Consider the following 23,984-nt stretch of genomic DNA (forward strand, 5'->3'; position numbering starts at 1 on the left):
TCATGGTTTACAATAAAGCGTCTAATCCTGCCTGATTGCTTAAAAAGCTTGCTTCATTCCAAACTTTTAGTTCAAAAGGCAATACTTTTTGTTCATTCGTCTCTAATAAGCTAACGCTGTTATTGACTAATCCACCTTGCTCTCTTAATTCGGCTAATGGTTTGCCTGCAAGCCACTGTATAGCAGCCGTAAAGGATGCTCCATGACCGACGAACAATAATGGGCCTTCATGCTGCATCACCGCATCCATGACGACGGTCTCGATTCGGCTCAATGTTTCTTGGATCGGCTCACCTTTAAAGGCACTGGGATCGTAACGATCCAGGTGATTACGCAAATCAGTCAGTTGTTGGGGATACTTCTCATGCATTTCATCGATGGACCGACCTTCCAATTCACCGAGTCCGATTTCTCGCAGGTTCTCATTATAAATGATTTCAACAGGGTGTTGGAGTCTTGCTTGGAGCTCTTGAGCAGTCACTTTTGCTCGCAAAGATGTACTTGAGTAAATCTTCTCAAAAGGAATAGCTGCCAGATAATCACCGAGTAATTTGATCTCGTCATAACTTTCTGGCAATAACGGCGAATCCCCCAGCATTCCTTGAAAGCGGCGTGCTTGGTTCCACTCTGTTTTTCCGTGACGGGTAAAGTATAATTGCATCGAAAAAGCCTCGCTTCTTAGTCTAATTTGTCGTTCTCGTAATGATGCGTCAATTCCAACTGCGGAAATCCTTGCTGCCGCAAAACTTCATAAATGATCAAGGCCGCCGTATTTGATAAATTTAGGGAACGAACGTGCTCATCATTCATAGGGATCCGCAAGCATTTTTCGGCATGCTCACGCATAAAGCTTTCTGGAAGCCCCGTCGTTTCTTTCCCAAAAATGAAGAACTGATCGTCATCTGCGGTGTAATCGACATCAGAATACACGCGATTGGCAAATTTCGAGATCAGGTACAACGGACGCGCTCCTAAAAAGTCCATAAAAGCAGCTAAATCTTTATGATAGGTAATATTGACATCGTGCCAATAATCAAGCCCAGCACGCTTCAATTGCTTGTCATCCGTTGAAAAGCCTAAAGGCTCGATTAAGTGTAAATGAGTATTTGTTGCTGCACACGTCCGTGCAATATTCCCCGTATTGGCTGGGATCTGAGGTTCAAAAAGAACGATGTGATTCATAGATAAAAACTCCTTTCGATCGGATACTGCCGATCGGTTCTCGCATTGATTTGTGTCGTTAAACGTTACGTTTTCCATTACATGCTCAATAACTACTTCAATAACTTCTATAGTACCATATTTTGGCACGCTTGTTTTTCTAGAAACAACATTTTTTGGGCGCTTTTTTGGGCATAAAAAAAACGTACCAACTCGGTGTCGATCACTGCGAGTCGTTACGTTAGTGAAGCTCTTTTCACTAACTTTTATCAGAACAGGAACCTGATAAAAACCAATGAAAAATGACTTGAGAACAATATATCACTCCCATGGCATGATTGCAAGAGTAAATAACAAAAAAGTTCAAAATATTTTCAGGAAATTTTCGCAATCAACACCTCAACATCAACTGTAATCTGTGTCATAGGGGTTTGTCGCAGCTTTTCTTTGCGTTCCTCCGAAGCCCCCCACTCTAACGGGGACATGGCAAGTAAATCTTGACGATTTTCTTCAGGGATCGCAAAAACATGCGTCACTCTTTGACGGGATGCGTTGGGATAGTGTTCAAAAAATTTGCTAACGACCCGTTCATTCGAATACTGTTGTTTTGTTTCGTTATCAGGATAAAAAGCGGCTCGTAGTTCTTTTAAATAATCCGCCGCAGGGACCACTTTGATCAGCTGTCCGCCTTTTCTTAAAATGCGGTTAAACTCCCCATAATTTGACGGCGAAAATAGATTGAAAATCGTATCAAAGCTCGCTTCAGCAAACGGCAGGTTGGTCAGATCCGCCACACACCAAAAAGCTGGTACGTTTTGATTGGTTGCTAGATAGACTCCGTCCTTGGCAATATCAAAGCCGACAGCCGCCTGAGTCTTTTCATTGACCAGCTGAGCCAGAAAACTGCCTTCCCCGCAGCCAACATCTAAAAGATGCTTAGCATCTCCCAAAGCTGCTTTGATGGTCTCAAGGACTGGTGCATACATGCCGCTAGCGATCATTCGTTGACGCGGCAAAAACAGTGCTTGATCATAATCTGCTTTGACTTGATGATCCAAAAAGAAAAGTGTGCCTTTCTTTGATAAGTCAAATCGATGACGATTTGGACAAACCAAGCCATTTTCGGTCGGGAAAAATGCTTGGCGGCACAATGGACATTCAAACAAGTGATAATGGACGTTTAAAAATAGGCGCCCGCGATCGATTTTTTTTAACATTCAACTTCCCTCATCTCTGCTCTACTTTAGCATATTCTTGTGGTAGAATGCTAGTGGATAGAATAACAAATCAATTGAACACCCATCAAATGGAGGTAAATCATGTTAAAAGAATTTTGTGCAGAAAACTATACCAATATTCCCTTAGCAATCGCCCGAGGTGCAAAGCGCATCGAACTCTGTGATAATTTAGCAGTCGGTGGAACAACACCAAGTACCGGCGTGCAAGAAGAAGTTCTGCAATATGCTGGCGAAAAAGGAATACCCGTTATGACGATCATTCGACCTCGGGGCGGTGATTTTGTTTACAATGATACAGAATTGAAAATCATGCATACCGACTTGATCGAAGCAAAAAAATTAGGAACAGACGGCGTTGTTCTAGGTTGCTTAACACCTAGCGGCTGGTTGGACGAAGAAGCATTGGAGCTACTGTTAGAAACCGCAGAAGGCTTGCAGGTTACTTTTCACATGGCGTTCGACGCGATTCCTGCAGCGCGCCAATTCAAGGCGATCGATTGGTTAGCTGAACATGGGGTACAGCGGATTTTGACCCATGGTGGTGCTGCAGGCACTCCAATCGAAGCAAATTTCGATCGTCTGAAAGAATTGATCGCCTATGCTGGTGAGCGTTTAACGATTTTACCTGGCGGTGGCATTTCCTTTGAAAATGCCCAAGAAGTTGCCGATACACTAGGTGTAAAAGAAGTTCATGGAACCAGAATCGTTGACCTTAACGATTGAGCTTGAAGGACACAAAGAAATCCCCACAAACGATGCGTTTCTATCGTTTGTGGGGATTCTTTTAGATCGCTTGCAATAAGTCGTATTGTGATTGATACAAATGGTGGTACAAGCCTTTTTGTGCCATTAGCTGATCATGGTTACCAGATTCAGCGATCGTTCCTCCCGCCACGTAAAAGATTCGATCAGAATTTTTGATCGTGGATAAGCGGTGAGCAATGATAAAGGAGGTTCTGCCTTCTAACAGCTTCAACAATCCTTCTTGCAGTAATTCTTCTGTCTTCGTATCGATACTTGAGGTCGCTTCATCTAAGATCAAAATTTTTGGATCAGCCAACAACGCTCGGGCAAAGGAAATCAGTTGCCGTTGCCCTGCAGATAAAGTGCTTCCTCGTTCTTCGACGACGGTTTGATAGCCGTCTTTCAACTCCGTGATAAAGTCGTGAGCACGGACGATTTTCGCTGCTTCGATGATCTCTTCTTCTGTTGCATCTAATTTTCCATAGCGAATATTCTCTATGATCGTTCCTGAGAAAATAAAAGTATCTTGCAGCATGACCCCCATTTGTGAGCGCAGCGATTCCAGCGTCACGTCACGAACGTCCATCCCATCCACTTTAACACTGCCTTCATTGACATCATAAAAGCGGCTCAGCAAGTTGATGATCGTGGTTTTCCCTGCACCAGTAGGACCAACCAAAGCAATACTTTCCCCAGGTTCAATGTGGAAGTTAACATCAGAAAGAATGTTTTTGCCTTCTTCGTATCGGAAGGTCACGTGTTCAAAATCAACGGTCCCTTTCATCGTCGGCAATACTTTTGCATCAGGTTTGTCTTCGATATCTGGGACTTCATCCATCGTTTCAAAAATCCGTTCAAGATAGGCTGTTGCTGTAATCAAAGAATTATAAAAATTCCCGATATTGATGACTGGATTCCAGAAATTATTGATATAACTGACAAAAGCGATCAGAGTACCTGTGCTGACATCGACACCGATCTGACGAATGCCGACAAAATAAATCAAACAAGTCGTAATGACTGAAATGTTTTGCACCCCTGGCCACATCAGAAACTGAATTTTGACAGCTTTCATCCATGAAGTCCGGTAATCATTGCTGACTTCTTGGAAGATCTCAGCATTTTCTTCTTCTCGCGCAAAGGATTGGGTAATCTTGATACCAGCAATACTTTCATGAATGTAAGCATTTAGATTGGATTGTTTATTACTCAACACCTGATAGGCTTTGCGCTGGTTATTCTTGATCACCATCACCATGATGAACAAAATTGGCAGCAGCGCAAGGGAATACAAGGTCAATTTGAAGTCGATCGCAAACATAAAGATCAAGGTGATGATGACGTTGAAAACATCCGAGATCAAATTGATCAGGCCGTTGCTCAATAGGTCACTCAGTGTATTGATATAGTTTACGATGCGAATCAAGATCTTGCCGTGGGGCCTTGTATCAAAATAAGAAAAAGGCAGTCGCTGCAGATGTTCAAAAATATCAAAGCGCATATCCTTCAATACGTCTTGACCAATATTCGTGATATGGTAGATACGGTAACGCATGCAGACGCCGATAACGATCAAGGTCACTAGAAAGGCAGCTCCTAGAAGCAGCAATTGGTTGACATTTTTCTCAGGAATCGATGAATCGATCGCGATCTTTGTAAACACGGGCGCCAACATTCCTGCTAAGTTTGCCAGAATGATCGTAAATAGTACTTTCGCAATACTTCTTTTATAAGGAACGACATATTGTGACAAGCGTTTGAAATCCTTCCAGCTAAACTCCTGGTCTAATTCCTCATCCACATCAAATTTATTTCTCGCCATCGTCTTCACCTCCTGACAAGCCTAATTGTTTTTGATACACTTCGTAGTATTTGCCCCGCAGACTGACAAGTTCTTCATGGGTCCCTTGTTCAACGACTCGTCCTTTTTCCATCATCAGAATCTGATCGGCTTCTCGAACAGAGGAGATCCGATGCGCAATGATAAACGTCGTTTTCTCTCCTGTTAATTTTGTCAGCTCCTGTTGGATCTTCGATTCTGTCTCCATATCGACGGCAGACGTCGTATCATCCAAAATCAAGATCGATGGATCTTTGGCTAAGGCCCGTGCTAGGGAGATCCGTTGTTTTTGTCCGCCAGAAAGCCCTACACCTCGCTCGCCCACGATCGTTTCATAGCCTTGAGGCATCCGAGAAATAAAGGTATCTGCATCAGCGACTACCGCCATTTGCCGAATAAAGCCTTCATCAGCTAAAGGATTTCCAAAAGCAATGTTGTCGGAGATAGTATTGGAAAACAAGAAGACATCTTGCATCACCATTGAAATGTTTTCCCGCATTTGGCGCACGGGATACTCTTTGGCGTTTTTTCCATCAATCAATACTTCCCCTTCAGTCGGATCATAAAAGCGTCCAACTAAATTCACTAACGTCGTTTTCCCTGAACCGGTTTCCCCTAAGATCCCTAACGTTTGGCCAGGGCCAATTTTGAAGTTGATGTTTTCCAACACATTTTGATTCGGATCATCCGAAAAGTGGAAGGAAACGTCTTTAAACTCTACAAATCCTTTGATTGGCTCTAATTTTTCTTGTTGATGAACAGGAATTTTCGATTCTTGCGCCAACATTTGCCGAATTTTGATACAGGCTGCAGAAAATCGCTGAACGTCGTTGATCAACCAACCACTCATGCGCATAGGATTATTCAACATCCAAAGATAGCCATTAAACGCGACAAGATCCCCTAATGTCATCTCGCCGTTGATGACGAAGATCCCACCCAAAATCAAGGCAATGACTGACAAACTTCCTGCTAAGCCATCAAGCCATGGCAGATAGGTACGGGATACTTTGGCAGATGCCATATTGCGGGTCTTAAAATCTTCGTTGTAGGAGCGAAATTTTTCAATCTCAAAATTTTCACGAGCAAAAGCTTTCACCACTCGATTGCCGCCGATATTTTCTTCCACCATTGAATTCAAGCGCGAAAAGCTCTCACGAATGTCAAAAAACAACGGGTGTGCTTTCTTAGACATGCGATTGGTCAACAGAAATATGATCGGTGTGACAGCCACCAGCGCCAACATCAATTTCCAATCAATAAAGCTCATAACCACCACCGCTGAAAAGAACCATAAGATACATTCAGCGATATTGTAGGTCACCCAAGAAACAAAGTGGCGAATGGCATCGGTATCACCAGTCATCCGTGCCATAATATCTCCCACACGAGTGTGATTGAAAAAGTCGAAATCCAATTCTTGCAGCTTCTGATACAAATCTTCCCGTAAATCGTATAGCGTATTTTGCCCGACTCGTTCAAATAAAATTTGATAACTGTAGCGGACAATGGTACGAATGACGGTCGTTGCGATCATGATCAACAATAATGGAATCAATAAGTGCGTTTTTTGCTGATTGATGACATCATCGATCACCATTCCTCCCAAGTACGGATTAACAATGATCAGCGCTGCATTGATCACTAAAAACAGGACTGCCAATATGATTTTTCCCCGGTTCTTTTTGGCATAGCGCCAGATCCATTGTGTATTACTCATCTAATTCCCCCTCTCGTTGTTAAGCTTAGCGTTTTGAAAAGCGATTTGAATGGTTTTTCTTACTCATTTTGATGTAAAATATTAGTAAGAAGTACCATTCCCTTTTTTTACAGGAAATAAGCACCCAATTGGAGTGAATCAGCCATGAATTTAGTTAACCCTCGCACGTTTAATCCAGAAATCATCTATCTCTTTGACCCATGGACACAATCAGAAAGTCATGGAGAAATGCACCATCATGACTTTTTAGAAATCAGCGTCTTATTAGAAGGAGAAAGTACCTATTATTTTGAAAAAGAACCAGCGAAAAAAATCCGTGCTGGCAGCGTCATGCTTTTCAATCCTGGCGTCGATCACTGCGAATTGCAGCCTAAGGGCACTCGCTCCCATCAGCTGCATATTGGTTTGAAAAATATTTCTTTGGAAGGGTTTAAACGGAATTTTTTCCCGAACAAACACCCCTTGTTGGAGCTAGGCAAATACCATCATCAAGTTTTGGAAAAAGCCTGGCAGTTGGTGAGAGAAAGCAGTGAAGAGCGGGATGAGTTTCAATTGATGCAAAAGGCTGTTTTGATGGAGATGCTCGTCTACATTTTACGTGGACTAAATGAAGACCATATCAATGTCGTGCCTTACCTTTCCAAAAGCCAACGACGACAACAACAGATCGTCAACTATACGGTCTATTACTTGGAAAATCATTACAAAGAAGAAATCACGTTAGAGAAGCTCGCACAGGATCAATTTCTCAGCCCGACGTACCTTTCAAAGATTTTTAAAGAGGCGACGGGTGTCAGTCCTATCAACTACTTGATTGAGATTCGCTTAAAGCGTGCCAAAGACATGTTAAAAAATGAAAACCTCACGATCAAAGAAGTCGCCTCTGCTGTGGGCTATCAGGATGCTTATCACTTTAGCAAGTCTTTTAAAAAACTTTATGGTGTCTCTCCTTCTGGGGTATTGCCAAAACCAAAAAATTAAAGAGCAAGCCGATGATCTTCCTTTGAATCAAGAATCATCGGCTTGCTCTTTTTTGTTCATTGAATAAAATAGTTCATAAAAAGACTGGCAATGTTGAAGTAGATCAAAACACTGGTCAAATCGCTAAGGGTCGTGATAAACGGACCACTTGCCACTGCTGGATCAAAACCCAGCTTGTCCATCAGCATCGGGATCAAACTTCCCGCTAAGTTGGCTACTGTGATGGCACACATCATCGCCATCCCAATCACAAACCCTAGAATCGGATTTTGTTTCCAGACAGCTACGATAGCAAAAATCGTCAACCCCGTGATGGCACCTGTGAACAGTCCCGTCAGCACTTCACCTACAACCGTCTTCATAAAGCTGTTTTCTTTGTCGTCATTGATCGCCAGACGACGAACGGCTACGGCTAAGGATTGGGTACCAGCATTACCGGCGGTCCCAGTGATCAGTGAGATAAAGACAGCGAGAATACTTGCTTCGCTGACCAACTCTTCATAATGACTGATCAGACTGGCGGTGGCCATTCCGAGAAAGAGTAAGGTGATAAGCCAAGGCAAGCGTCTCGAAGACGCTTTGATCGGGTTCTCACTGACTTCTTCCACATTGACCCCTGCCAAACCAGAGTAGTCACTGGCTGCTTCATCATCGATAACGTCGATGATATCATCGACGGTCACGATCCCTAATAGGTGATCGTCATAATCGGTGACTGGCAATGCGAGAAAGTCATAATCTCGGAAGGTCTGAGCGACATCCTCTTGGTCATCTCCAACATGGACCGACATCACCCGCTCGTTCAAAATATCAGCGATCATGGTATCTTCATCATTGATGATCAAGTCTCTTAAAGAAATAACGCCCACAAGCTTATTATCAGTATCCACGACGTAAATATAGTAAATCGTCTCGGCAACATCTGCGGCATTTTTTAAGACATACATCGCTGAACGAACCGTTTGGTTGGCAACAATGGAAACAAACTCGGTAGTCATCAGCGATCCAGCAGTTTCATCTTCATAATGCAGCAGCTCTTTGATTTCGCTAGCAGCTTCAGCGGTCATCAAACTCAAATATTTTGCTGTTTGTTTTTTATCCAGAGTATTCAGCAGGTCAACCGCATTATCGGTATACATTTGCGCCAACATATCAGCCGCATAGGCAGGGCGCATCTCTGAAAGATAGTCCACCATGTGTTCATCATCTTCTTCAATGACGTCAAACATGTCTGCCAATTCTTTCGGGGAAAGATACGTATAGACGATTTGTCGATCGGCTGCTTCTAGAGATTGGTAGAACTGACCCTGCTCGTAGATATGCAGATCCAAGAACGCCTCACGAAATCCCTGGATATCATTGTCTTTTAATGCTTGATTCAGTTGATCAAACCGTTCAGTTAATTCTTGATTTTCATCCAATCTCTTCACCTCATTTGTTATTGCCTATCCATGGCTGAGCAAACAGCGGCCATGTCTGCTGGTAAGGGCAGCTTAAAAGCCAACGGTTCATTCGTAAAGGGATGCTGAAATTGCAGCTGACAGCAGTGTAATGCTTGTCGTTTGATCCCAAGAGCCATTGTACCGCCATACATCTCGTCTCCTAATAAAGGACAACCGATTGCAGAAAAATGGACCCTTATTTGATGCGTCCTGCCTGTGTGTAACTGAATATCAACTAAAGCGCAATCTGAATTGCGTTGTTTTAGCCAATACTCCGTCCGTGCTTCTTTTCCTTCGTCACTGACCTTGCGTTTCAATAGTGACGTCAGGTCTCTAGCAATCGGCAGCTCAATCTCACCATGGGCAGAAAGTGCGGGCAGTTCACCAGCAACGAGGGCTTGATATTTTTTTACGACCTGCTTCTTTCGCAACTGGCTATCCAGCTTCGCATGGGCAAACCCATGTTTTGCAAAAAGCATCAGTCCTGATGTGTCACGGTCTAACCGCGTGACTACATGAATCACTTGATCTTCATAGTGCTGCGCTTGATAGTAGGCCTTGACGCGATTGGCCATCGTGCCAGTCGGATGATATTGCGCAGGGATCGATGAGATGCCTGCTGGCTTATTCACGACTAACAGATGGGCATCTTCATACACGATCTCAATCGGTGTCGGGTCAGCCAGCATCGTCTCATGTTCCCCTTCAGGAGGAATTACAATAGTTACCCTATCATTTTGCGCCAAAGAAAACAAGACGTTTTGCTCGTGATCGTTGACAAATATCTTTCCGCCTTGAAATTTGATTTTTGCTAACAGTCCTTTGGACACCCCCTGTTCCTTCAAAAAGTATTTGACTTGCTGTCCTTGTCCAGTATAGTGATACGTAAATTCCATGGGTTTATTCTTCTCCAATAAAGGAATCTTTGACCCGATTCCAAAAATGCATATGCCGATAAGACGCAAAATGAATCCGTTCATCGGCAATACGGTAATAGATAGCATCGATTTCTTCTTGTTCGATGGTAAACTGATCGATCGTCACTAAATAGTCGGTGCTTTGCTGCAGTTGTACTTTGACCCATTCATGGTGACCCACGACGATCGGCGAACCAAGGGTCCGAAAGACACGATTGTTCAACGAAGCAATCTCTGCCAATTGAAAGGCATTGATACTTGGGTGCAAGACTGCCCCACCAACACTCTTGTTATAGGCAGTGGAGCCAGTGGGCGTTGAGATCGATAAGCCATCGCCGCGAAACTTTTCAAAGATGTCTTCTTTAATAGAAATATCGGCAACCATCGTTCGATTGCCGCGCTTGATCGTTGATTCATTCAATGCTAGGAAATGCTTGTCTGATTTTCCATTCGCATACGTGATACGGACATCTAATAACGGATAGCTGACGCTTTTTTGATGGTCATTGCATAATGACTCGACTAGTTCTTCCAATTCATAATCTCGCCAGTCCGTGTAAAAGCCGAGATGACCCGTATGGACGCCTAAAAACTGTACTTGATCCAACTTATGATTGTACAAGTGAAAAGCAGAAAGGAGCGTGCCATCTCCCCCAACAGAAATCACTAATTCAGGATTGTCTTGATCGATCTTATTTTCTGACTGTTCTAAAAGCGTAGTTAAACGCTTTGTCACTTCTACCGACTTGCTTTCTTGATTATGGACGATTGCCACGCGGATACCTTTCATTCCGTTTCCCCCTTTGGCAACGGGTTCTGATCATGTCCGCCTCGCTTGCCTTTTCCATGTGAAAATAACCGTTGTGCCTCTTGGATCTCTTCACGGATATTGGACATTTCTTCATCTAGCTGATAGGCGGCTTCTGCCGACCGACGCAGCCGTTCACTGATTTCAGCGGGAAATTCCCCTTGGTATTTGTAGTTTAGTGAATGTTCGATCGTTGCCCAAAAATTCATCGCTAGTGTCCGAATTTGAATCTCAGCTAAAATAATTTTTTCCCCGTCGATCAGTTGAACGGGATATTCGATCACTAGATGATACGAACGGTAGCCACTGGCTTTTTTACTGGTGATATAGTCCCGTTCAATGATCACTTTCATGTCTTTGCGTGTTCGTAAGAGTTCAACGACTTGGTGAATGTCTTCCACAAATTGACACATGATTCGCAAGCCAGCGATATCAGACATCTCTTCTTCAAGCCGATCCAAAGCAATCCCACGTAATTTACTTTTCGTTAAAATGCTATCCACTGGCTTGACCCGCCCAGTGACAAATTCAATGGGAACATGCTTGTTTTGTTCCCGATATTGTTTTCGTATGCCTCTTAATTTTACTTTTAATTCTGAAACCGCCTGTTCATAAGGCGCTAAGAATTCTTCCCAATCTCGAATCATTCTTCTCCCTCGATTCTGTTCATAACATACCTCTTATTCTACCATACTCTTGGAATAAAACTGAATGAACAGAAGAGCAGAAACAAAAGATTTTTTGTCTCTCCCCCAACATCTCTGCTTTTCTTTGTTTGGTTTCTTTGACGGAATAGCTGAAACAGCGTACACTATGGTTGCAATAGAAAGAGAGTGAGAAACGATGGGCGAACAAGTAGAGATCGAATACAAGACGATGTTGACGGAAAATGAATACCACCAGCTGCTCGCTTATTACAATTTGTCAGAAGAAGCATTTAAGATACAAACCAATTACTATTTTGATACGGTAGATCATAAGCTGCGGGAAAAGCACTTTGGCTTGCGTATTCGCACGACTGCTACCAATGCGGAATTAACGCTAAAAACCCCCATTGAGCACGGGTTATTAGAGACGACTGATCCTTTGACGAAAACGTCCGCAGCTTTATTGATTGCTTCAGAAAAAATTCTATCTACGGGTATCGTTGCTCAGCGCCTAAGAGCGGCAGGTATCGAGCCTGACACGTTACGTATGATCGCAGCATTAAAAACGAAACGGGCGGAATTTCCGATTGAAGAAGGATTGCTCGCGTTAGATGAAAGCTGGTATGGTCAACAGCATGATTATGAGTTGGAGTTAGAAGTCAACGAACCGATTAAAGGGAAAGATGCCTTTCACTCCTTGTTACGTCTCTTTGGCGTTCCTTACCGACCAGCGAAAAACAAGATCATCCGAGCCGTTGAAGAAAAATCGTAGTAAGCTGTCCTTTTGCTTACTTTTTTCGCGTTTTTTTGCTATATTTAATAAAACATACTTATTTTGTTTTTCAAGGTACAAAAGAATCTTAATTGGGGAGAGATTCAAATGATCGAACTGTTTTTATTTATTAATCCGATTGGGCCTATTTGTTATGATATCGAAAAAGAGATTCTCAATAAATTAAACACCAGCCGCAAAAAAATCCATTTGCAGATCCTACCTTTCGTTAACTTGTTTTCCGTAGGTGTCTCAATGGACTATTTGTCCATGAATAAGACGGATTTGGTCTTGCGAAATGAACAGACCAACCAAATCTATGCTGCATCACTGGACTATAAGGCCGCTCAGTTGCAAGGGAAAAAAATTGCGCGGGATTTCTTGTTGAAACTGCAACAACGGATAGGGATCGAAAGACAAGAATATAGCGATGCCTTAGTGAAAGAATTATTTTCTGAAACGAATGGTGATTTAGAGATGTTCCTAGAAGATCGATCCTCTGAGCTAGTGAAAAAGAACTTTGCCACCGATCAGCGTGTAGCCAAAGATATGGGCATCACGATCACACCCTCTGCTGTGGTGTATGATTTTTCAAGTGAAGAAGAATATGGGGTCCTTTTAGAAGGATCAGAGGAACTGAGAAGTCTTCCGCTCGTCTGTGGTACAGCAACAGAACTCGATACATTTTTGCAAAAAGCTCAGTCTTTGAAAGCACCAAAACTTTCCACTATTCATGAAATTGATCGCGGGTTGATTCTTTTATGAAACCCTATTCAATAGCGACGCTGTGCAGCGAGCCAAACGATGATCTTGTGTTTGGCTCGCTGCGCAGCGTTTTTTATTGTGGACAAACAAAAAACAAACCAATCCTTTACGGATTGGTTCGCTTTTCAATTATGCTTCAATTTCTTTGACGAGTTCTTCCAATTCATTCAAGCGTTGCTCAAATACTTTCATCGCGTCTTCAATATAATCTGCTTTTGTCATATCGACGCCCGCTTTTTTCATGACTTCGATTGGATAATCACTGCGTCCAGCTTTCAAATAGTTCAAATAGTTGGTTAAGGCATCTGGTTCACCTGCTAAGATTTTCTTCGCTAAAGCAGAAGCTGCCGAAAATCCGGTTGAATACTGGTAAACATAGTAATTGTAATAGAAATGCGGAATGCGTGACCACTCAAGACGAATCTCAGGATCTTTTTCAACAGAAGGTCCGTAGTATTTTGCATTTAACTCGGCATAGTTCTCGCTTAAGAACTCACTGGTCAACGGCGTTCCTTTCGCATCTTCCACGTGCATGAAGTGTTCAAACTCGGCAAATTGCGTTTGACGGAAAATCGTTCCTTTGAAGCCATCAAGAAAATGATTCAAGACATAAGCTTTGACCCGTGGATCTGTTTCAGTCTGCAGCATATACTCTGTCAAAATATTTTCATTGGTGGTTGAAGCGATTTCTGCTAAGAAAATCGAATAATCGCCATAGGCATAAGGCTGGTTATTACGTGTAAAGTAACTATGCACACTGTGTCCCATTTCATGAACAAGAGTAAAGAGTTGATCCAATCGATCATTCCAGTTCATCAGGATATATGGCAGCGTATCATAGGCACCAGAAGAATACGCGCCACTGCGTTTGCCTTTGTTTTCAACGACATCGATCCACCGATTGCTGAAGGCTTCTTCAACCACCGCAAGGTATTCTTCACCTAATGGTTTTAACGCTTCTTTCGCTTTTTCGACCGCTTCTTCATAGGTATATCGAATGGGTGCTTCCCCTAAAATCGGCGTATAAACATCATACATATGCAACGTATCGACAGCCAACAGGCGTTTTCTTAATGCCATATAACGATGCAACAATGGCAGGTGCTGATTGACGACATCCACTAATGTATCGTAGACACTTTCAGGAATGTGGTTGGCACTCAAAGCGGCTTGCCGTGCCGAATCAAATTTGCGGGCTTTTGCTTTAAAGTTATGGGCTTTGATATTGGTGCTTAATGTTTGGGCAAAGGTATTGCGGAATTGCTCATAGACACCATAAAGACCTTTAAAGGCTGCTTCACGGACAGACCGATCCGTGCTTTCCATCAACTCACCGTATACACCATGAGATAACTGCACTTTTTCCCCGTTTTCATCTTCAACTACTGGAAAATCCAAATCAGCATTGTTTAAAACAGAAAAAATGTTGCCAGGTGCCCCAAAAATTTCGCCAGCACCAGCTAATAACGCTTCTTGCTCCGCTGGCAAGACATGTGGACGTTCGTTGATGGTTTTTTCGATCATATGACGATAAACAGCTAGTTTCGGCTCTTGATCGAAATAGTCCCAAATCGTTTCATCAGACATTGTCAATAGCTCAGGATCAAACCAAGCAACGGCTTCACTTACTTGCGCAACTAAGTTACTTGCTTTTGCATACAAGCCTTGATACGTCGTATTGGCAGTATCTTGATCGTTTTTCAAATGACTGTATACATAGAGTTTCTCTAAACGACGAGAAAGCGCTAAAACAAATTCTAATGCGGATAAGAAGGCTTGCGGCCCATCGGCTAAAGTGCCTTGGTAACGACTTGCTTCTTTGACTTGTGCTTGGATCTCTTGAAATTCTATGTCAAAAGCCGCATCATCGGCATAGATTTTCGTTAAGTCCCACGTTTTTTCGACTGGAATCGATTCACGTGCTGGTAATTGTTTTGTTTCTGACATTCCCTTCACTCCTTGTTCATTGGTTAAAAATATCTTATCATACTTTTCAGTGAAACCAAATCATTGGCTTAAAAAGAAACCGAATTTTCTAAATATTGGCATTCTTGAAAGAGTCCGCGCAAAATTTCCCGTTGATCCAGTAACGGGAATTGCCATTGCCAATCCAGCTGCCGCAGTCGTGCCACCCATTGATCAAAACGAAGTGGACAGTCACTTAAATAAAGAAAGCGAAAAACCAATATTCGATGCTCAAATAAAATGCCAAAGCTACTTGCACAATAGCACCACATAGGCAGCTGGGAGACATTGCCTTTTAACGGATACAATATTTCTTGGATCACACGGATTTTTGGCAGGTTCTTTCGCAGTTTTTGTATCAACCACACCTGATAGTCTGCAGCAAGCCACTCAGGAGGACGGTGATGGTTTGATCTTTGTCCTTTGCACAAAGGGCGAAGTGTTTCTTTATGGTAAGGCGCCCCTTTTCGAGCATCGCTTTGTTGACTGCTGACTCCTTCTTGATAGTGCCAGTTGATTTGTTCTAACTTCATTAAGGATTGATTTTGCGTATCAATCAGCCACAAACAAAAACCAGTTGCCTGATAACTACAGCAGGCTTTTGCCAAAAGTGACCATTGGCGTTTCGGATGCAATTTCTCCCCTAAGATCCACCATGGTCGATAGCCGTTTGCTAAATACGTGCTGGTTCTTTCAAGAAAACGTGAAAACTTGAGGGAAGAACACTGTACTTCAATGGCGATATTCTTATAACAAAGGTCAGGACGCTGTTGGAGTTTAGGCAAAAAGGCTTCGATCTCAATCCCTGTATCTTGAAACCATTCAAACAATAGTTGTTTGGCTTCCAAGTGTTCCTTCGTCTCCCCTTCGCTGTAAGTCTGACAATCAGCAGTTGCTTGATGGGCAAAGTGGGGCTGTCGTTTGGTTCCTTGCCGCAAAGTCACTTCTTGGTGACACCCTGGGCAATAAAAAGGACCTGATGCTTTCTTTCTCCCTTTCGCTGCAATGACTTCTTTTCTTTGGTTCAATGCTTTCAGCATCTAACTCACCTCAATAAAAGATACGCCATTTTCATCAAACACAATTGAAAAAGCCAAGAACATTAGCAACATGTTCTTGGCTGGAAATGAATTTCATTCATCAATCATTCTTGAAGTAGAAACGAGTCAATTCAAGTGCATCGTTTTCCATGATCAACTGACCATATTCAGATAAAACCTCTGGCGTCACTGATGTCCGTTGGGCAAATTCCATCAAATAAGAAAGTGCATTTTCCACTTCAATATCAGTAACCTCTGCATCCATGAATCGAATTTCAATATAATAATGGTTACCCATTTGGTAAAGATTGGTTGCAACGGAATCCAAATATACTTCGGATGCCAATTGAATCATATCTTCGAATCGCAACAACTCGAATACAAAACGATTGCCGATGTCTTCTGCTTGCTCCGACTCTTGTAATTGAGCCGCCACATGCTTTTTCAACATGTCGGTAATGTCTTCATTCGCTTCATCGTTCATCTCATCAAAATTTTCCATTCCTTCTGGTGGAAGATTTTTGCTAATAAACAATTCTAACCCATCGCCTTTAGGCAAGACTTGGAAAGTTACAGCTTCACTGCCCTTAAATTCTTCGTCAATATCAACTTCTTCAAGAATACTGTAAAAGAAGTTTTCAATTTCATTGTGATTTCCTAGAAGGTCAAGAAAAGTGATGCCTCTCGCAGCTAAGTCTTCACTTTTGATCAATACACGAATGGTGTTCTCATTGATATGTTCCATTTCCATATTAGCTACACCTCACTTTTGCTACTCACTATAGGTTCATTGTATCGAAACCTGATAAAAAGTAAAGAGAAAACGAATATCCTCTTAAGAAAAACATAAAAACTCAAAAAAAGACTCACTTTCAAAGAGAAAGCGAGTCGATGAAGTCAAATTTATAATCCTGCCATTAATTGCGCTTGTCTTAGTTCCAGTTGGCGAACATCCCTAGGTAAGAACCGACGAATTTCATCTTCGTTGAACCCAACTTGCAATCGTTTTTCATCAATCATGATCGGACGACGCAATAATCCTGGGTTTTCTTGAACAAGTGTCAATAAATCTTTTAGGGGCAGGTCATCTAGATCCATATTCAACTTTTGGAATACTTTGGATCTGGTGGAAATAATTTCTTCTGTGCCATCTTCTGTCATCTGTAGAATTGCCTTAAGCTCAGAAATATTTAACGGTTCTGAAAAAATATTTCTTTCAACAAAAGGGATTTCGTGCTCTTGTAACCACGCACGAGCTTTGCGACAAGATGTGCAACTTGGGGAAGTGTATAGTGTCAACAACGTGCATCTCTCCTTTTTAATTTTCAATCAAGCAAGTCCTGTTCCCTCGCTTGATTTCAATTATACAGGTTTAACTAAAAAAAATCTAGTCTAAATCTCATATTTTTTAATAAAACTCGAAAGTTATATTAAAAGCGAAACCTTTAAGGCAAAAGGTTTCCTTCAAAAAGTTTATTTTTAAATGAGAAAACTCAAATTTTTTTTTAATATTACTCCTTTTATACAACAGTGTGTCAAAGGTGTATCAAAAAGGTGTCAGAATATTAAAATATTCTTTTAACAGAAGGCAACGTTTTTTAATTTTACTACGACAATTACAGATGTAATCAAAAACTGAGAGAAAAACCAAGGCAGTCGCTCAATCGTTTTCAAAAGAACTTTTTCACGATCCTTCCTTTGCCGAGAAACGATCGCGCTACAATGAAAATGAATGTTATTTTTTTGTGCTAGTAATCGCAACCACTCTCTTTCTTCTTGGTTTTATTGTATCACATTCCTTTTTAATCAGAAAACCATAGAAGCATTTCTGTCATAATCTGCTATAAAACAGCAGCAGAAATGAACATCTGCTTATAAATGAAAAGGGTTTCTCACAAAAAACTCAGTAAAAAACGATCAATCCAAGAAGCCAGCCAATTTGTTGCTTGGTCACTGACAAAGCATAATAGACTGTACTATTCTTGAACTGATCGTTTGCCATGTCTTTCTTCTAAGCGAGTGTTGGTTCTCGGTCACGAGCAAATTGAGCATCATGCAATGCACGATAATGCCCTTTTCTCGCCATCAACTCTTCATGGGTTCCTTCTTCTAAGATCCCCTTCTCACTAACGACAATGATTCGTGTCGCATGTTTGATCGTTGCGAGGCGATGGGCAATGATCAAGGTTGTACGCCCATCTGCCAAAGAATTCAATGATTCTTGGATCACTTGTTCCGTTTCGGTATCTAACGCTGAAGTTGCTTCATCTAGAATCAAAATCGGCGGGTTTTTCAAGAACATCCGAGCAATCGCTACCCGCTGCTTTTGGCCACCCGATAATTTGACGCCTCGTTCACCGATGACCGTATCCAAGCCATCCGTCATTTGATCAATGACTTTTTCTAAGTGTGCCAATTTGACTGCCTTTAAAATCTCCTCTTCTGTTGCATCAAGTTTGCCATAAGCAATATTTTCTCGAATCGTTCCTGGGAAAAGAAAAACATCTTGCTGCACCGTACCAATCTGCTGACGTAAAGATGCCAAGGTCATCTCCTGAATATTGATGCCATCAATCGTAATGGCGCCTTCCGTGACTTCATAAAACCGCGGCAACAAGTTGCATAACGTTGTTTTCCCTGAACCACTTTGTCCAACGAAGGCGATCGTCTCACCCGCTTTGATCGACAAGTCGATGTGATTCAAGACTTTCGTCGCATCCGCATAGGAAAAAGAAACATCATGGTAGACGATTTCTCCCTTTAAGGAAGTTACTGCCCGTGCCCCTGGCTTGTCTTTGATCGTCGGTTCTTTATCCAACTCTTCGGTCAAGCGTTTGAAGCCAGCGATGCCTTTCGGATAGCTTTCGATCATCGTATTAACCTTCTCAATTGGTCTAACAAAGACATTTGACAATAAAATAAACCCTACGAACTGACCGTTCGTCAGTTCACCACGAATCACGTAGTAGGCACCAAAGATCAGAGCAAACAAGTTGATCAACCGAATCAAGAAATAATTGTACGCTGAACTGATTGCCATTACCTTATAAAAAAGGATCTTAGACTGCCGATAAATCTCACTTAACCCGTCAAAGCGTTTATGTTCAAACGTTTCATTGGCAAATGATTGTGTCACTCGAATGCCACTGACAGATGCTTCCACTCCGGCGTTGAACTCACCGAGATTATCATAGATCTGTGTGTTGACTTTGGTCATTTTCTTATTGAAAAAAACCAAGGCGATCGTGATCAAGGGAATCAACGCAAATGTTGCCACAGCTAATTGAACATGCATATTTAACATCAATAGGAATGAACCGACCAAAGTCATGATGGTAATAAAAACATCTTCTGGCCCATGGTGAGCGACTTCAGAAATCTCAAAGAGATCCGTAGTCAAACGACTGATCAGCTTGCCAGTCTTTTGATTATCATAATATTCAAAAGATTGCGTTTGCAGATGTCGAAATAACTCTTGACGCATATCAGTTTCAATATTGACCCCAAGTTTATGACCATAAAAAACCACGATATATTGCAACACAGTATTGATCACATAAAACAAGAACAAGCCTAAGCATGCCAACAGTATTAGGCGAAAGTTGTTCTGGGGCATGATCTTATCGATTACTTGGTTGACGGCAACTGGAAAGGCTAGTTCCAATAAACCAGCAAATACCGCACAAGTAAAGTCAAGTATAAATAGTGACCGATACGGTCGATAATAACGAAAAAACCTTTTTAACACATTTCCCCCTCCTCAATAGCTTTCATTATAAGCAACTCTCAGTAGAAATGCAAAATGAGAAACATGTGAAAATGGGTAAAATTCACTATAATTTTGAAAACCTATAAAGACGCGGATTTCTAAAAACAGTAAATAAAACCTTTATTTTACAGGGATTTCCCTCTTTTTTTTACAGGAATAATGGCTTATGATTGATTCGAAAACAAACTGAAAATTTTCACTAACTCTGAAAGGCGTGTCTTTTTTGATCACTAGTATTCTTTTTGATGTCGATGATACCTTATATGACCAGCAACAACCATTTCGCAATGCCGTAACCTCATGTTTCCCACAAATAGCCCACAAAGATTTAACTGCTCTTTACTTACGGTTTCGGGTGCACAGTGATGAGCAGTTTGGACGGGTATTGGCAAATGAATGGACGCTAGATCATTTTCGTTATTTTCGACTGACCCATTCATTAACGGATTTAGGGTACTTACCTATTACAATGGAAGAAAGCTGTATGTTTCAGCTGTGTTATGAACAAGAACTAGATGCCATCACACTGCATCCTGAAGTTGAGTCAACTTTGAACTATTTGTCCACATTGCCAGTCAAACTAGGAATTATTACCAATGGTCCCACTGACCACCAGCAAAAAAAATTGGATCAGTTGCAACTGACTCGATGGATCAAACCAGAGCATATGATCATTTCACAAGCAACTGGTTATCAAAAGCCGCAACTAGAAATTTTCCAATTGGCAGAAACCGCCTTTGCTCTTGATCCGGAAACCACACTGTACGTTGGTGATAATTTTGATAATGACGTGGTTGGCTGTAAGAAAGCCGGTTGGCAAGCTTTGTGGTTCAATCATCGTCTCCGTCAAGCGCCTAGTGGATTGGAAGACTTACCAGATGCATCGATCACTGCTTTTTCACAGCTGCAAGACAGTATTGACACACTGATGCAAGTGCCTGCATACATGTATAACTAAAAAAAGATGGACCTTTGCTCCTGCGGCAGGTCCATCTTTTTGATTGGCTAACTTTCTTCGCCGATACTCAATATCAAGCGAATATCTTCTTCTGTCATTTGTTGAAGCTGTGTTTCATTGCCTTGGATCACTTTTTGGAAAAGCTCACGTTTTTCTTGTTGCAACGCATCCATTCGTTCTTCAATGGTTCCTTCAGCAATCATTCGCCAGACTTCGACAACATTTTTTTGACCGATCCGATGGGCTCGTCCAGCGGCTTGTTCTTCTACCGCCGGGTTCCACCACAAATCGTATAAGATCACGGTGTCTGCGCCGGTCAGATTCAGTCCTGTTCCTCCTGCTTTTAACGAGATCAAGAAGACGTCCTTTTCTCCACTATTGAAGGCATCGACCATCGTCAAACGATCTTGCGGCGGTGTGCTGCCTCGCAAGTAAAAGGACTCAAACCCTTCTTGTGCTAGCTCTTCTTCAATGATCGAAAGCATGCTAGTAAACTGAGAAAATAACAGCACACGACGCCCATTTTCTTTGGCTGCTAAGAGTAAATCTTTGACCTGTTCAAGTTTCCCAGAAGACCCTTCATAATCCTCCACGAATAATCGTGGGTCACAACAGATTTGCCGCAGTCGAGTCAAACCAGCTAAGATACTGATTCGATTTTTACGAAAAGACGTAGAATCCATTTGCGCGATTTCTTCCCGCATTTGCCGCAAGTACGCCAAATAGATTTTCTTTTGTTCTTCTGTTAAAACACTGTAATAATTTGTTTCCAATTTTTGCGGCAAATCATGCAGCACGGATTTTTTGTCTCTTCGCAAAATAAAGGGTTTGATCATTTTCGCAATTTCTTGCGTAGACAGCTCTTTAAATTTCTGCTTGTTCGGGAAAAAGCCTGGCATGATCATTTGGAACAAGGACCACAATTCTTCTAAGTTATTCTCGATCGGTGTGCCGCTGAGGGCGAACCGCTGTGGAACTTCCAAGGAGCGCAAGGCCTGTGCCGTTTTGGTCGCACTGTTTTTGACCATTTGCGCTTCATCTAAAATCAAACAAGTCAGATCTAGTGCTTGATAAGCATCAATGTCTTGCCGCAAGCTTGCATAAGAAGTGATGCGGACGTCCGCTGGCTGCGCCATCTGCCCTTCGCGCTCTTCTTTCGTTCCGCTGATGACAGACGCGGAAATCGTTGGCGCAAACCGTTTGATTTCTTGTTGCCAGTTGAATGTTAGACTCGCCGGTGCCACGATCAATGCATTCAATTTTTGTTTCTCTTGTTTTTCTGAAAGTAAGTAGCTGATCGTCTGAACGGTCTTCCCTAACCCCATTTCGTCAGCAAGGATACCGCCAAATTGATAGTGGCTCAACATTTTTAACCAACGGAAGCCAACTTCTTGGTATTGTCGCAACTCAGCATGCAAGTTTTCTGGCAGCTGCGCCTCAAAGTTTTCTGGATGGATCAAGTCTTCCGTCATTTGCTGAAAACCGGCACTAAAGCTGGCTTGATCAGCAAACTGCTCTTGCAGGAGCAGCCCTTGATTCAAAGGAACTTGGATCGCCCCATCCTTCGCTTCTAGTGAAAGACGCAATTTTTTCAGGGCAGCACTTGCTTCTTGAAACTCTTCCGATTCCAATGAAAGGACTTGCCCATTTTCAGTGGTATAAAATTGTGCAGACTGTAACAGGCTGCGCAAGACCTCATTGATCTCTGACTCTTGAATGCCGCTGACATCAAACTTGATATCCAACCAAGAACCATTTTCTTCGATAACGATTTCTGGTCGATGGTGTTGGGCGTCAAGGTAAAGTTCCCGCAGCTTCTTGCCGATACGGACTTCACCTAATTGCCTTAAAACAGGGATCTCCCTTGTAAAAAAGGTATAAAGTTGTTCCCCCGCAGGTAAGCTTTTTTGCCAATTTTTAGTGCTCGCTTGATAGCCAAAGGTTTCAACAATCGCTTCAATTCGTGCTTCTTGTTGAAAATCACGTAAAATCTCGGGATGATTTTCTGGCATATAGTGATGTTTTTCATCACTTGAAAAAACGACTTCTCCATAAGTGAAGTCTACTTGTAAATCGACTTGTCCTTTGATTTTCCGTAACGAAAAGACAGCTTTCAATTCAGACTCTTCGATTTCATTTTGAACTTCAGGTGCTACTTGGACACGCCCGATTTTTCGCAAATAAGGCAATACTTTCATAAAAAGATTCGCTAGTTCTTCTTTCGGATAGTCGATGACTGGCTGTTCAAATCGTTTAAACAACTGTTGCATCGTGACATAGATTTCCTTTTGTTCGACAGTCAGTTCATAAAAGGTTCCATCCAGCAGACCCCAATTATAATAGCTAAGTAAATGGTCAAAATCTTTCACGAATTCCAGCGGAAAATGATCCTCCTGTTTTGTGACTGAAAACGACAAAGGTTCACCGATTTGAAAATCGGCTTCATTGACTTTTGTTTCACCAATGGTTATTTGCGTATAGACTTCGTTTAACTGTAACAACAATTCTTTGCCGAACTCAACTGGTAGCAGCAAATACTTTTTGTCAAGTTTACCACTGATCTGAATGCCTGCTTGCCCGATTAACTGTTGCGTTTGCGCGATTCCTGCCAATCGATTCAACAAGGCTCGATTTTTCTCATCAAAGGCATCCGCAGATAGAAAGAAGGTCTGCTGCTTATTCGCTGCGTACTGCTTGTTTTCTTGGTACATCTGCAAAAATTTATAAATGTTTTTAACGACATAGGTCCGTGCGGTGCCACGATGGCCGACTTTGAGGGAAATCCCTAAGATATCCATTTCTTGATGGTAAGGATTGGTGGCGATGGTATCTATCCGAAATTCAACCTGTAAGGGTTGGCTCGTTTCTTTTTCGCTCCCTAAGCGGGCAAAGCCGTTGGAAAACATCTCTGAAGCAGAAAAGGCTTTTTTGATGGGGGTTTGCTCATTGATTTTTCGTGTTTTCCCTTGTTTGCGTAGATAAAGTTCGACTGCCACCGTGTGTTTGCAATAATGATGCTCTTCCCAGTACGGACATTGGCAATAATCTACCTCTTTGGCTGTAGCATCTAAGGTCACTAAGTACAATTCTGTCCCCAATACTTCTGCGTGCCACACATTTTTTTCTTTGTCTGGTGTGACAGATAAGACGCGATCTTCGTTGACATACGTTCTGCCACGCTCAATTACTTTTTCTGGAATACTCCACTTCATAAGAG

The 23,984-nt window shown here is 42.1% G+C and carries 20 protein-coding genes; 5 read left to right on the plus strand and 15 right to left on the minus strand.

Annotated features, from left to right (window positions below; all coding sequences use genetic code 11):
* Positions 1-7: 7 nt before the first annotated feature.
* The 3 genes from IGI82_RS11350 to IGI82_RS11360 form a co-directional block, all read right to left on the minus strand.
* Positions 8-661, minus strand: coding sequence for a histidine phosphatase family protein (locus IGI82_RS11350; protein ID WP_438842234.1), 654 nt, complete (start codon positions 659-661; stop codon positions 8-10).
* Between the two features lie 17 nt (positions 662-678).
* Positions 679-1,182 (minus strand): tRNA (uridine(34)/cytosine(34)/5-carboxymethylaminomethyluridine(34)-2'-O)-methyltransferase TrmL, encoded by a 504-nt coding sequence (gene trmL, locus IGI82_RS11355; protein ID WP_015509970.1) that lies wholly within the window; start codon positions 1,180-1,182, stop codon positions 679-681.
* A gap of 353 nt (positions 1,183-1,535) precedes the next feature.
* Positions 1,536-2,378 (minus strand): methyltransferase domain-containing protein, encoded by an 843-nt coding sequence (locus tag IGI82_RS11360; protein ID WP_438842235.1) that lies wholly within the window; start codon positions 2,376-2,378, stop codon positions 1,536-1,538.
* 102 nt (positions 2,379-2,480) lie between these two features.
* On the opposite strand from IGI82_RS11360, the gene IGI82_RS11365 reads away from it, so the two are divergent.
* The gene (locus tag IGI82_RS11365) at positions 2,481-3,122 is read left to right on the plus strand and encodes a copper homeostasis protein CutC (protein WP_015509972.1); all 642 of its coding nucleotides are present in this window, start codon (positions 2,481-2,483) and stop codon (positions 3,120-3,122) included.
* A gap of 61 nt (positions 3,123-3,183) precedes the next feature.
* Here IGI82_RS11365 and IGI82_RS11370 read toward each other — a convergent pair whose 3' ends face one another.
* Together IGI82_RS11370 and IGI82_RS11375 are read right to left on the minus strand one after the other, a co-directional pair.
* Complete coding sequence (locus IGI82_RS11370; RefSeq protein ID WP_438842236.1) at positions 3,184-4,965, minus strand: ABC transporter ATP-binding protein; 1,782 nt, start codon at positions 4,963-4,965, stop codon at positions 3,184-3,186.
* A complete protein-coding gene (locus tag IGI82_RS11375) occupies positions 4,952-6,703 on the minus strand; it encodes an ABC transporter ATP-binding protein (RefSeq protein WP_010749432.1) in 1,752 nt (583 codons plus the stop codon). The genes IGI82_RS11370 and IGI82_RS11375 overlap by 14 nt, the downstream gene beginning before the upstream one ends.
* Before the next feature lie 144 nt (positions 6,704-6,847).
* On the opposite strand from IGI82_RS11375, the gene IGI82_RS11380 reads away from it, so the two are divergent.
* Entirely contained in the window at positions 6,848-7,684 is an 837-nt protein-coding gene (locus IGI82_RS11380; RefSeq protein ID WP_010749431.1) for an AraC family transcriptional regulator, read from the plus strand.
* A gap of 56 nt (positions 7,685-7,740) precedes the next feature.
* Here IGI82_RS11380 and mgtE read toward each other — a convergent pair whose 3' ends face one another.
* From mgtE to IGI82_RS11400, 4 genes are read right to left on the minus strand one after another with little or no spacing between them, the layout of a single operon-like run.
* Positions 7,741-9,105: a magnesium transporter gene (mgtE, locus tag IGI82_RS11385; protein WP_010749430.1), complete on the minus strand. Its 1,365-nt coding sequence runs from the start codon at positions 9,103-9,105 to the stop codon at positions 7,741-7,743.
* A gap of 17 nt (positions 9,106-9,122) precedes the next feature.
* A complete protein-coding gene (locus IGI82_RS11390; protein ID WP_074932946.1) occupies positions 9,123-10,022 on the minus strand; it encodes an RluA family pseudouridine synthase in 900 nt (299 codons plus the stop codon).
* Between the two features lie 4 nt (positions 10,023-10,026).
* Complete coding sequence (locus IGI82_RS11395) at positions 10,027-10,824, minus strand: NAD kinase (RefSeq protein WP_438842606.1); 798 nt, start codon at positions 10,822-10,824, stop codon at positions 10,027-10,029.
* A 5-nt stretch (positions 10,825-10,829) separates the two neighbouring features.
* Positions 10,830-11,498, minus strand: coding sequence for a GTP pyrophosphokinase (locus tag IGI82_RS11400; RefSeq protein ID WP_087627682.1), 669 nt, complete (start codon positions 11,496-11,498; stop codon positions 10,830-10,832).
* Positions 11,499-11,694: 196 nt separating this feature from the next.
* On the opposite strand from IGI82_RS11400, the gene IGI82_RS11405 reads away from it, so the two are divergent.
* Together IGI82_RS11405 and IGI82_RS11410 are read left to right on the plus strand one after the other, a co-directional pair.
* Complete coding sequence (locus tag IGI82_RS11405) at positions 11,695-12,270, plus strand: CYTH domain-containing protein (RefSeq protein WP_115232511.1); 576 nt, start codon at positions 11,695-11,697, stop codon at positions 12,268-12,270.
* A 108-nt stretch (positions 12,271-12,378) separates the two neighbouring features.
* The gene (locus tag IGI82_RS11410) at positions 12,379-13,035 is read left to right on the plus strand and encodes a ClpXP adapter SpxH family protein (protein WP_005229705.1); all 657 of its coding nucleotides are present in this window, start codon (positions 12,379-12,381) and stop codon (positions 13,033-13,035) included.
* 129 nt (positions 13,036-13,164) lie between these two features.
* Here IGI82_RS11410 and pepF read toward each other — a convergent pair whose 3' ends face one another.
* The 5 genes from pepF to IGI82_RS11435 form a co-directional block, all read right to left on the minus strand.
* Positions 13,165-14,982 (minus strand): oligoendopeptidase F, encoded by a 1,818-nt coding sequence (gene pepF, locus IGI82_RS11415; RefSeq protein WP_115232512.1) that lies wholly within the window; start codon positions 14,980-14,982, stop codon positions 13,165-13,167.
* A 68-nt stretch (positions 14,983-15,050) separates the two neighbouring features.
* On the minus strand, positions 15,051-16,040 hold the full coding sequence (locus IGI82_RS11420) for a competence protein CoiA (protein ID WP_115232513.1): 990 nt from the start codon (positions 16,038-16,040) through the stop codon (positions 15,051-15,053).
* 100 nt (positions 16,041-16,140) lie between these two features.
* On the minus strand, positions 16,141-16,791 hold the full coding sequence (locus IGI82_RS11425) for an adaptor protein MecA (RefSeq protein WP_005229698.1): 651 nt from the start codon (positions 16,789-16,791) through the stop codon (positions 16,141-16,143).
* 152 nt (positions 16,792-16,943) lie between these two features.
* Positions 16,944-17,342 (minus strand): transcriptional regulator SpxA, encoded by a 399-nt coding sequence (gene spxA / locus IGI82_RS11430; RefSeq protein ID WP_003127030.1) that lies wholly within the window; start codon positions 17,340-17,342, stop codon positions 16,944-16,946.
* 709 nt (positions 17,343-18,051) lie between these two features.
* On the minus strand, positions 18,052-19,788 hold the full coding sequence (locus tag IGI82_RS11435) for an ABC transporter ATP-binding protein (RefSeq protein ID WP_438842238.1): 1,737 nt from the start codon (positions 19,786-19,788) through the stop codon (positions 18,052-18,054).
* A 244-nt stretch (positions 19,789-20,032) separates the two neighbouring features.
* Between IGI82_RS11435 and IGI82_RS11440 the strand changes: the two genes are divergently transcribed.
* Positions 20,033-20,767 carry an HAD family hydrolase gene (locus IGI82_RS11440; protein ID WP_087627686.1) on the plus strand — a complete coding sequence of 245 codons (735 nt, stop codon included), beginning with the start codon at positions 20,033-20,035 and terminating at the stop codon, positions 20,765-20,767.
* 47 nt (positions 20,768-20,814) lie between these two features.
* On the opposite strand, the gene IGI82_RS11445 is transcribed toward IGI82_RS11440, so the two are convergent.
* Positions 20,815-23,979 (minus strand): DEAD/DEAH box helicase, encoded by a 3,165-nt coding sequence (locus tag IGI82_RS11445; protein WP_438740702.1) that lies wholly within the window; start codon positions 23,977-23,979, stop codon positions 20,815-20,817.
* Positions 23,980-23,984 lie beyond the last annotated feature (5 nt).

The organism is Enterococcus sp. AZ067 (genome assembly GCF_051715005.1).
Classification (GTDB): Bacteria; Bacillota; Bacilli; order Lactobacillales; family Enterococcaceae; genus Enterococcus_D; species Enterococcus_D casseliflavus.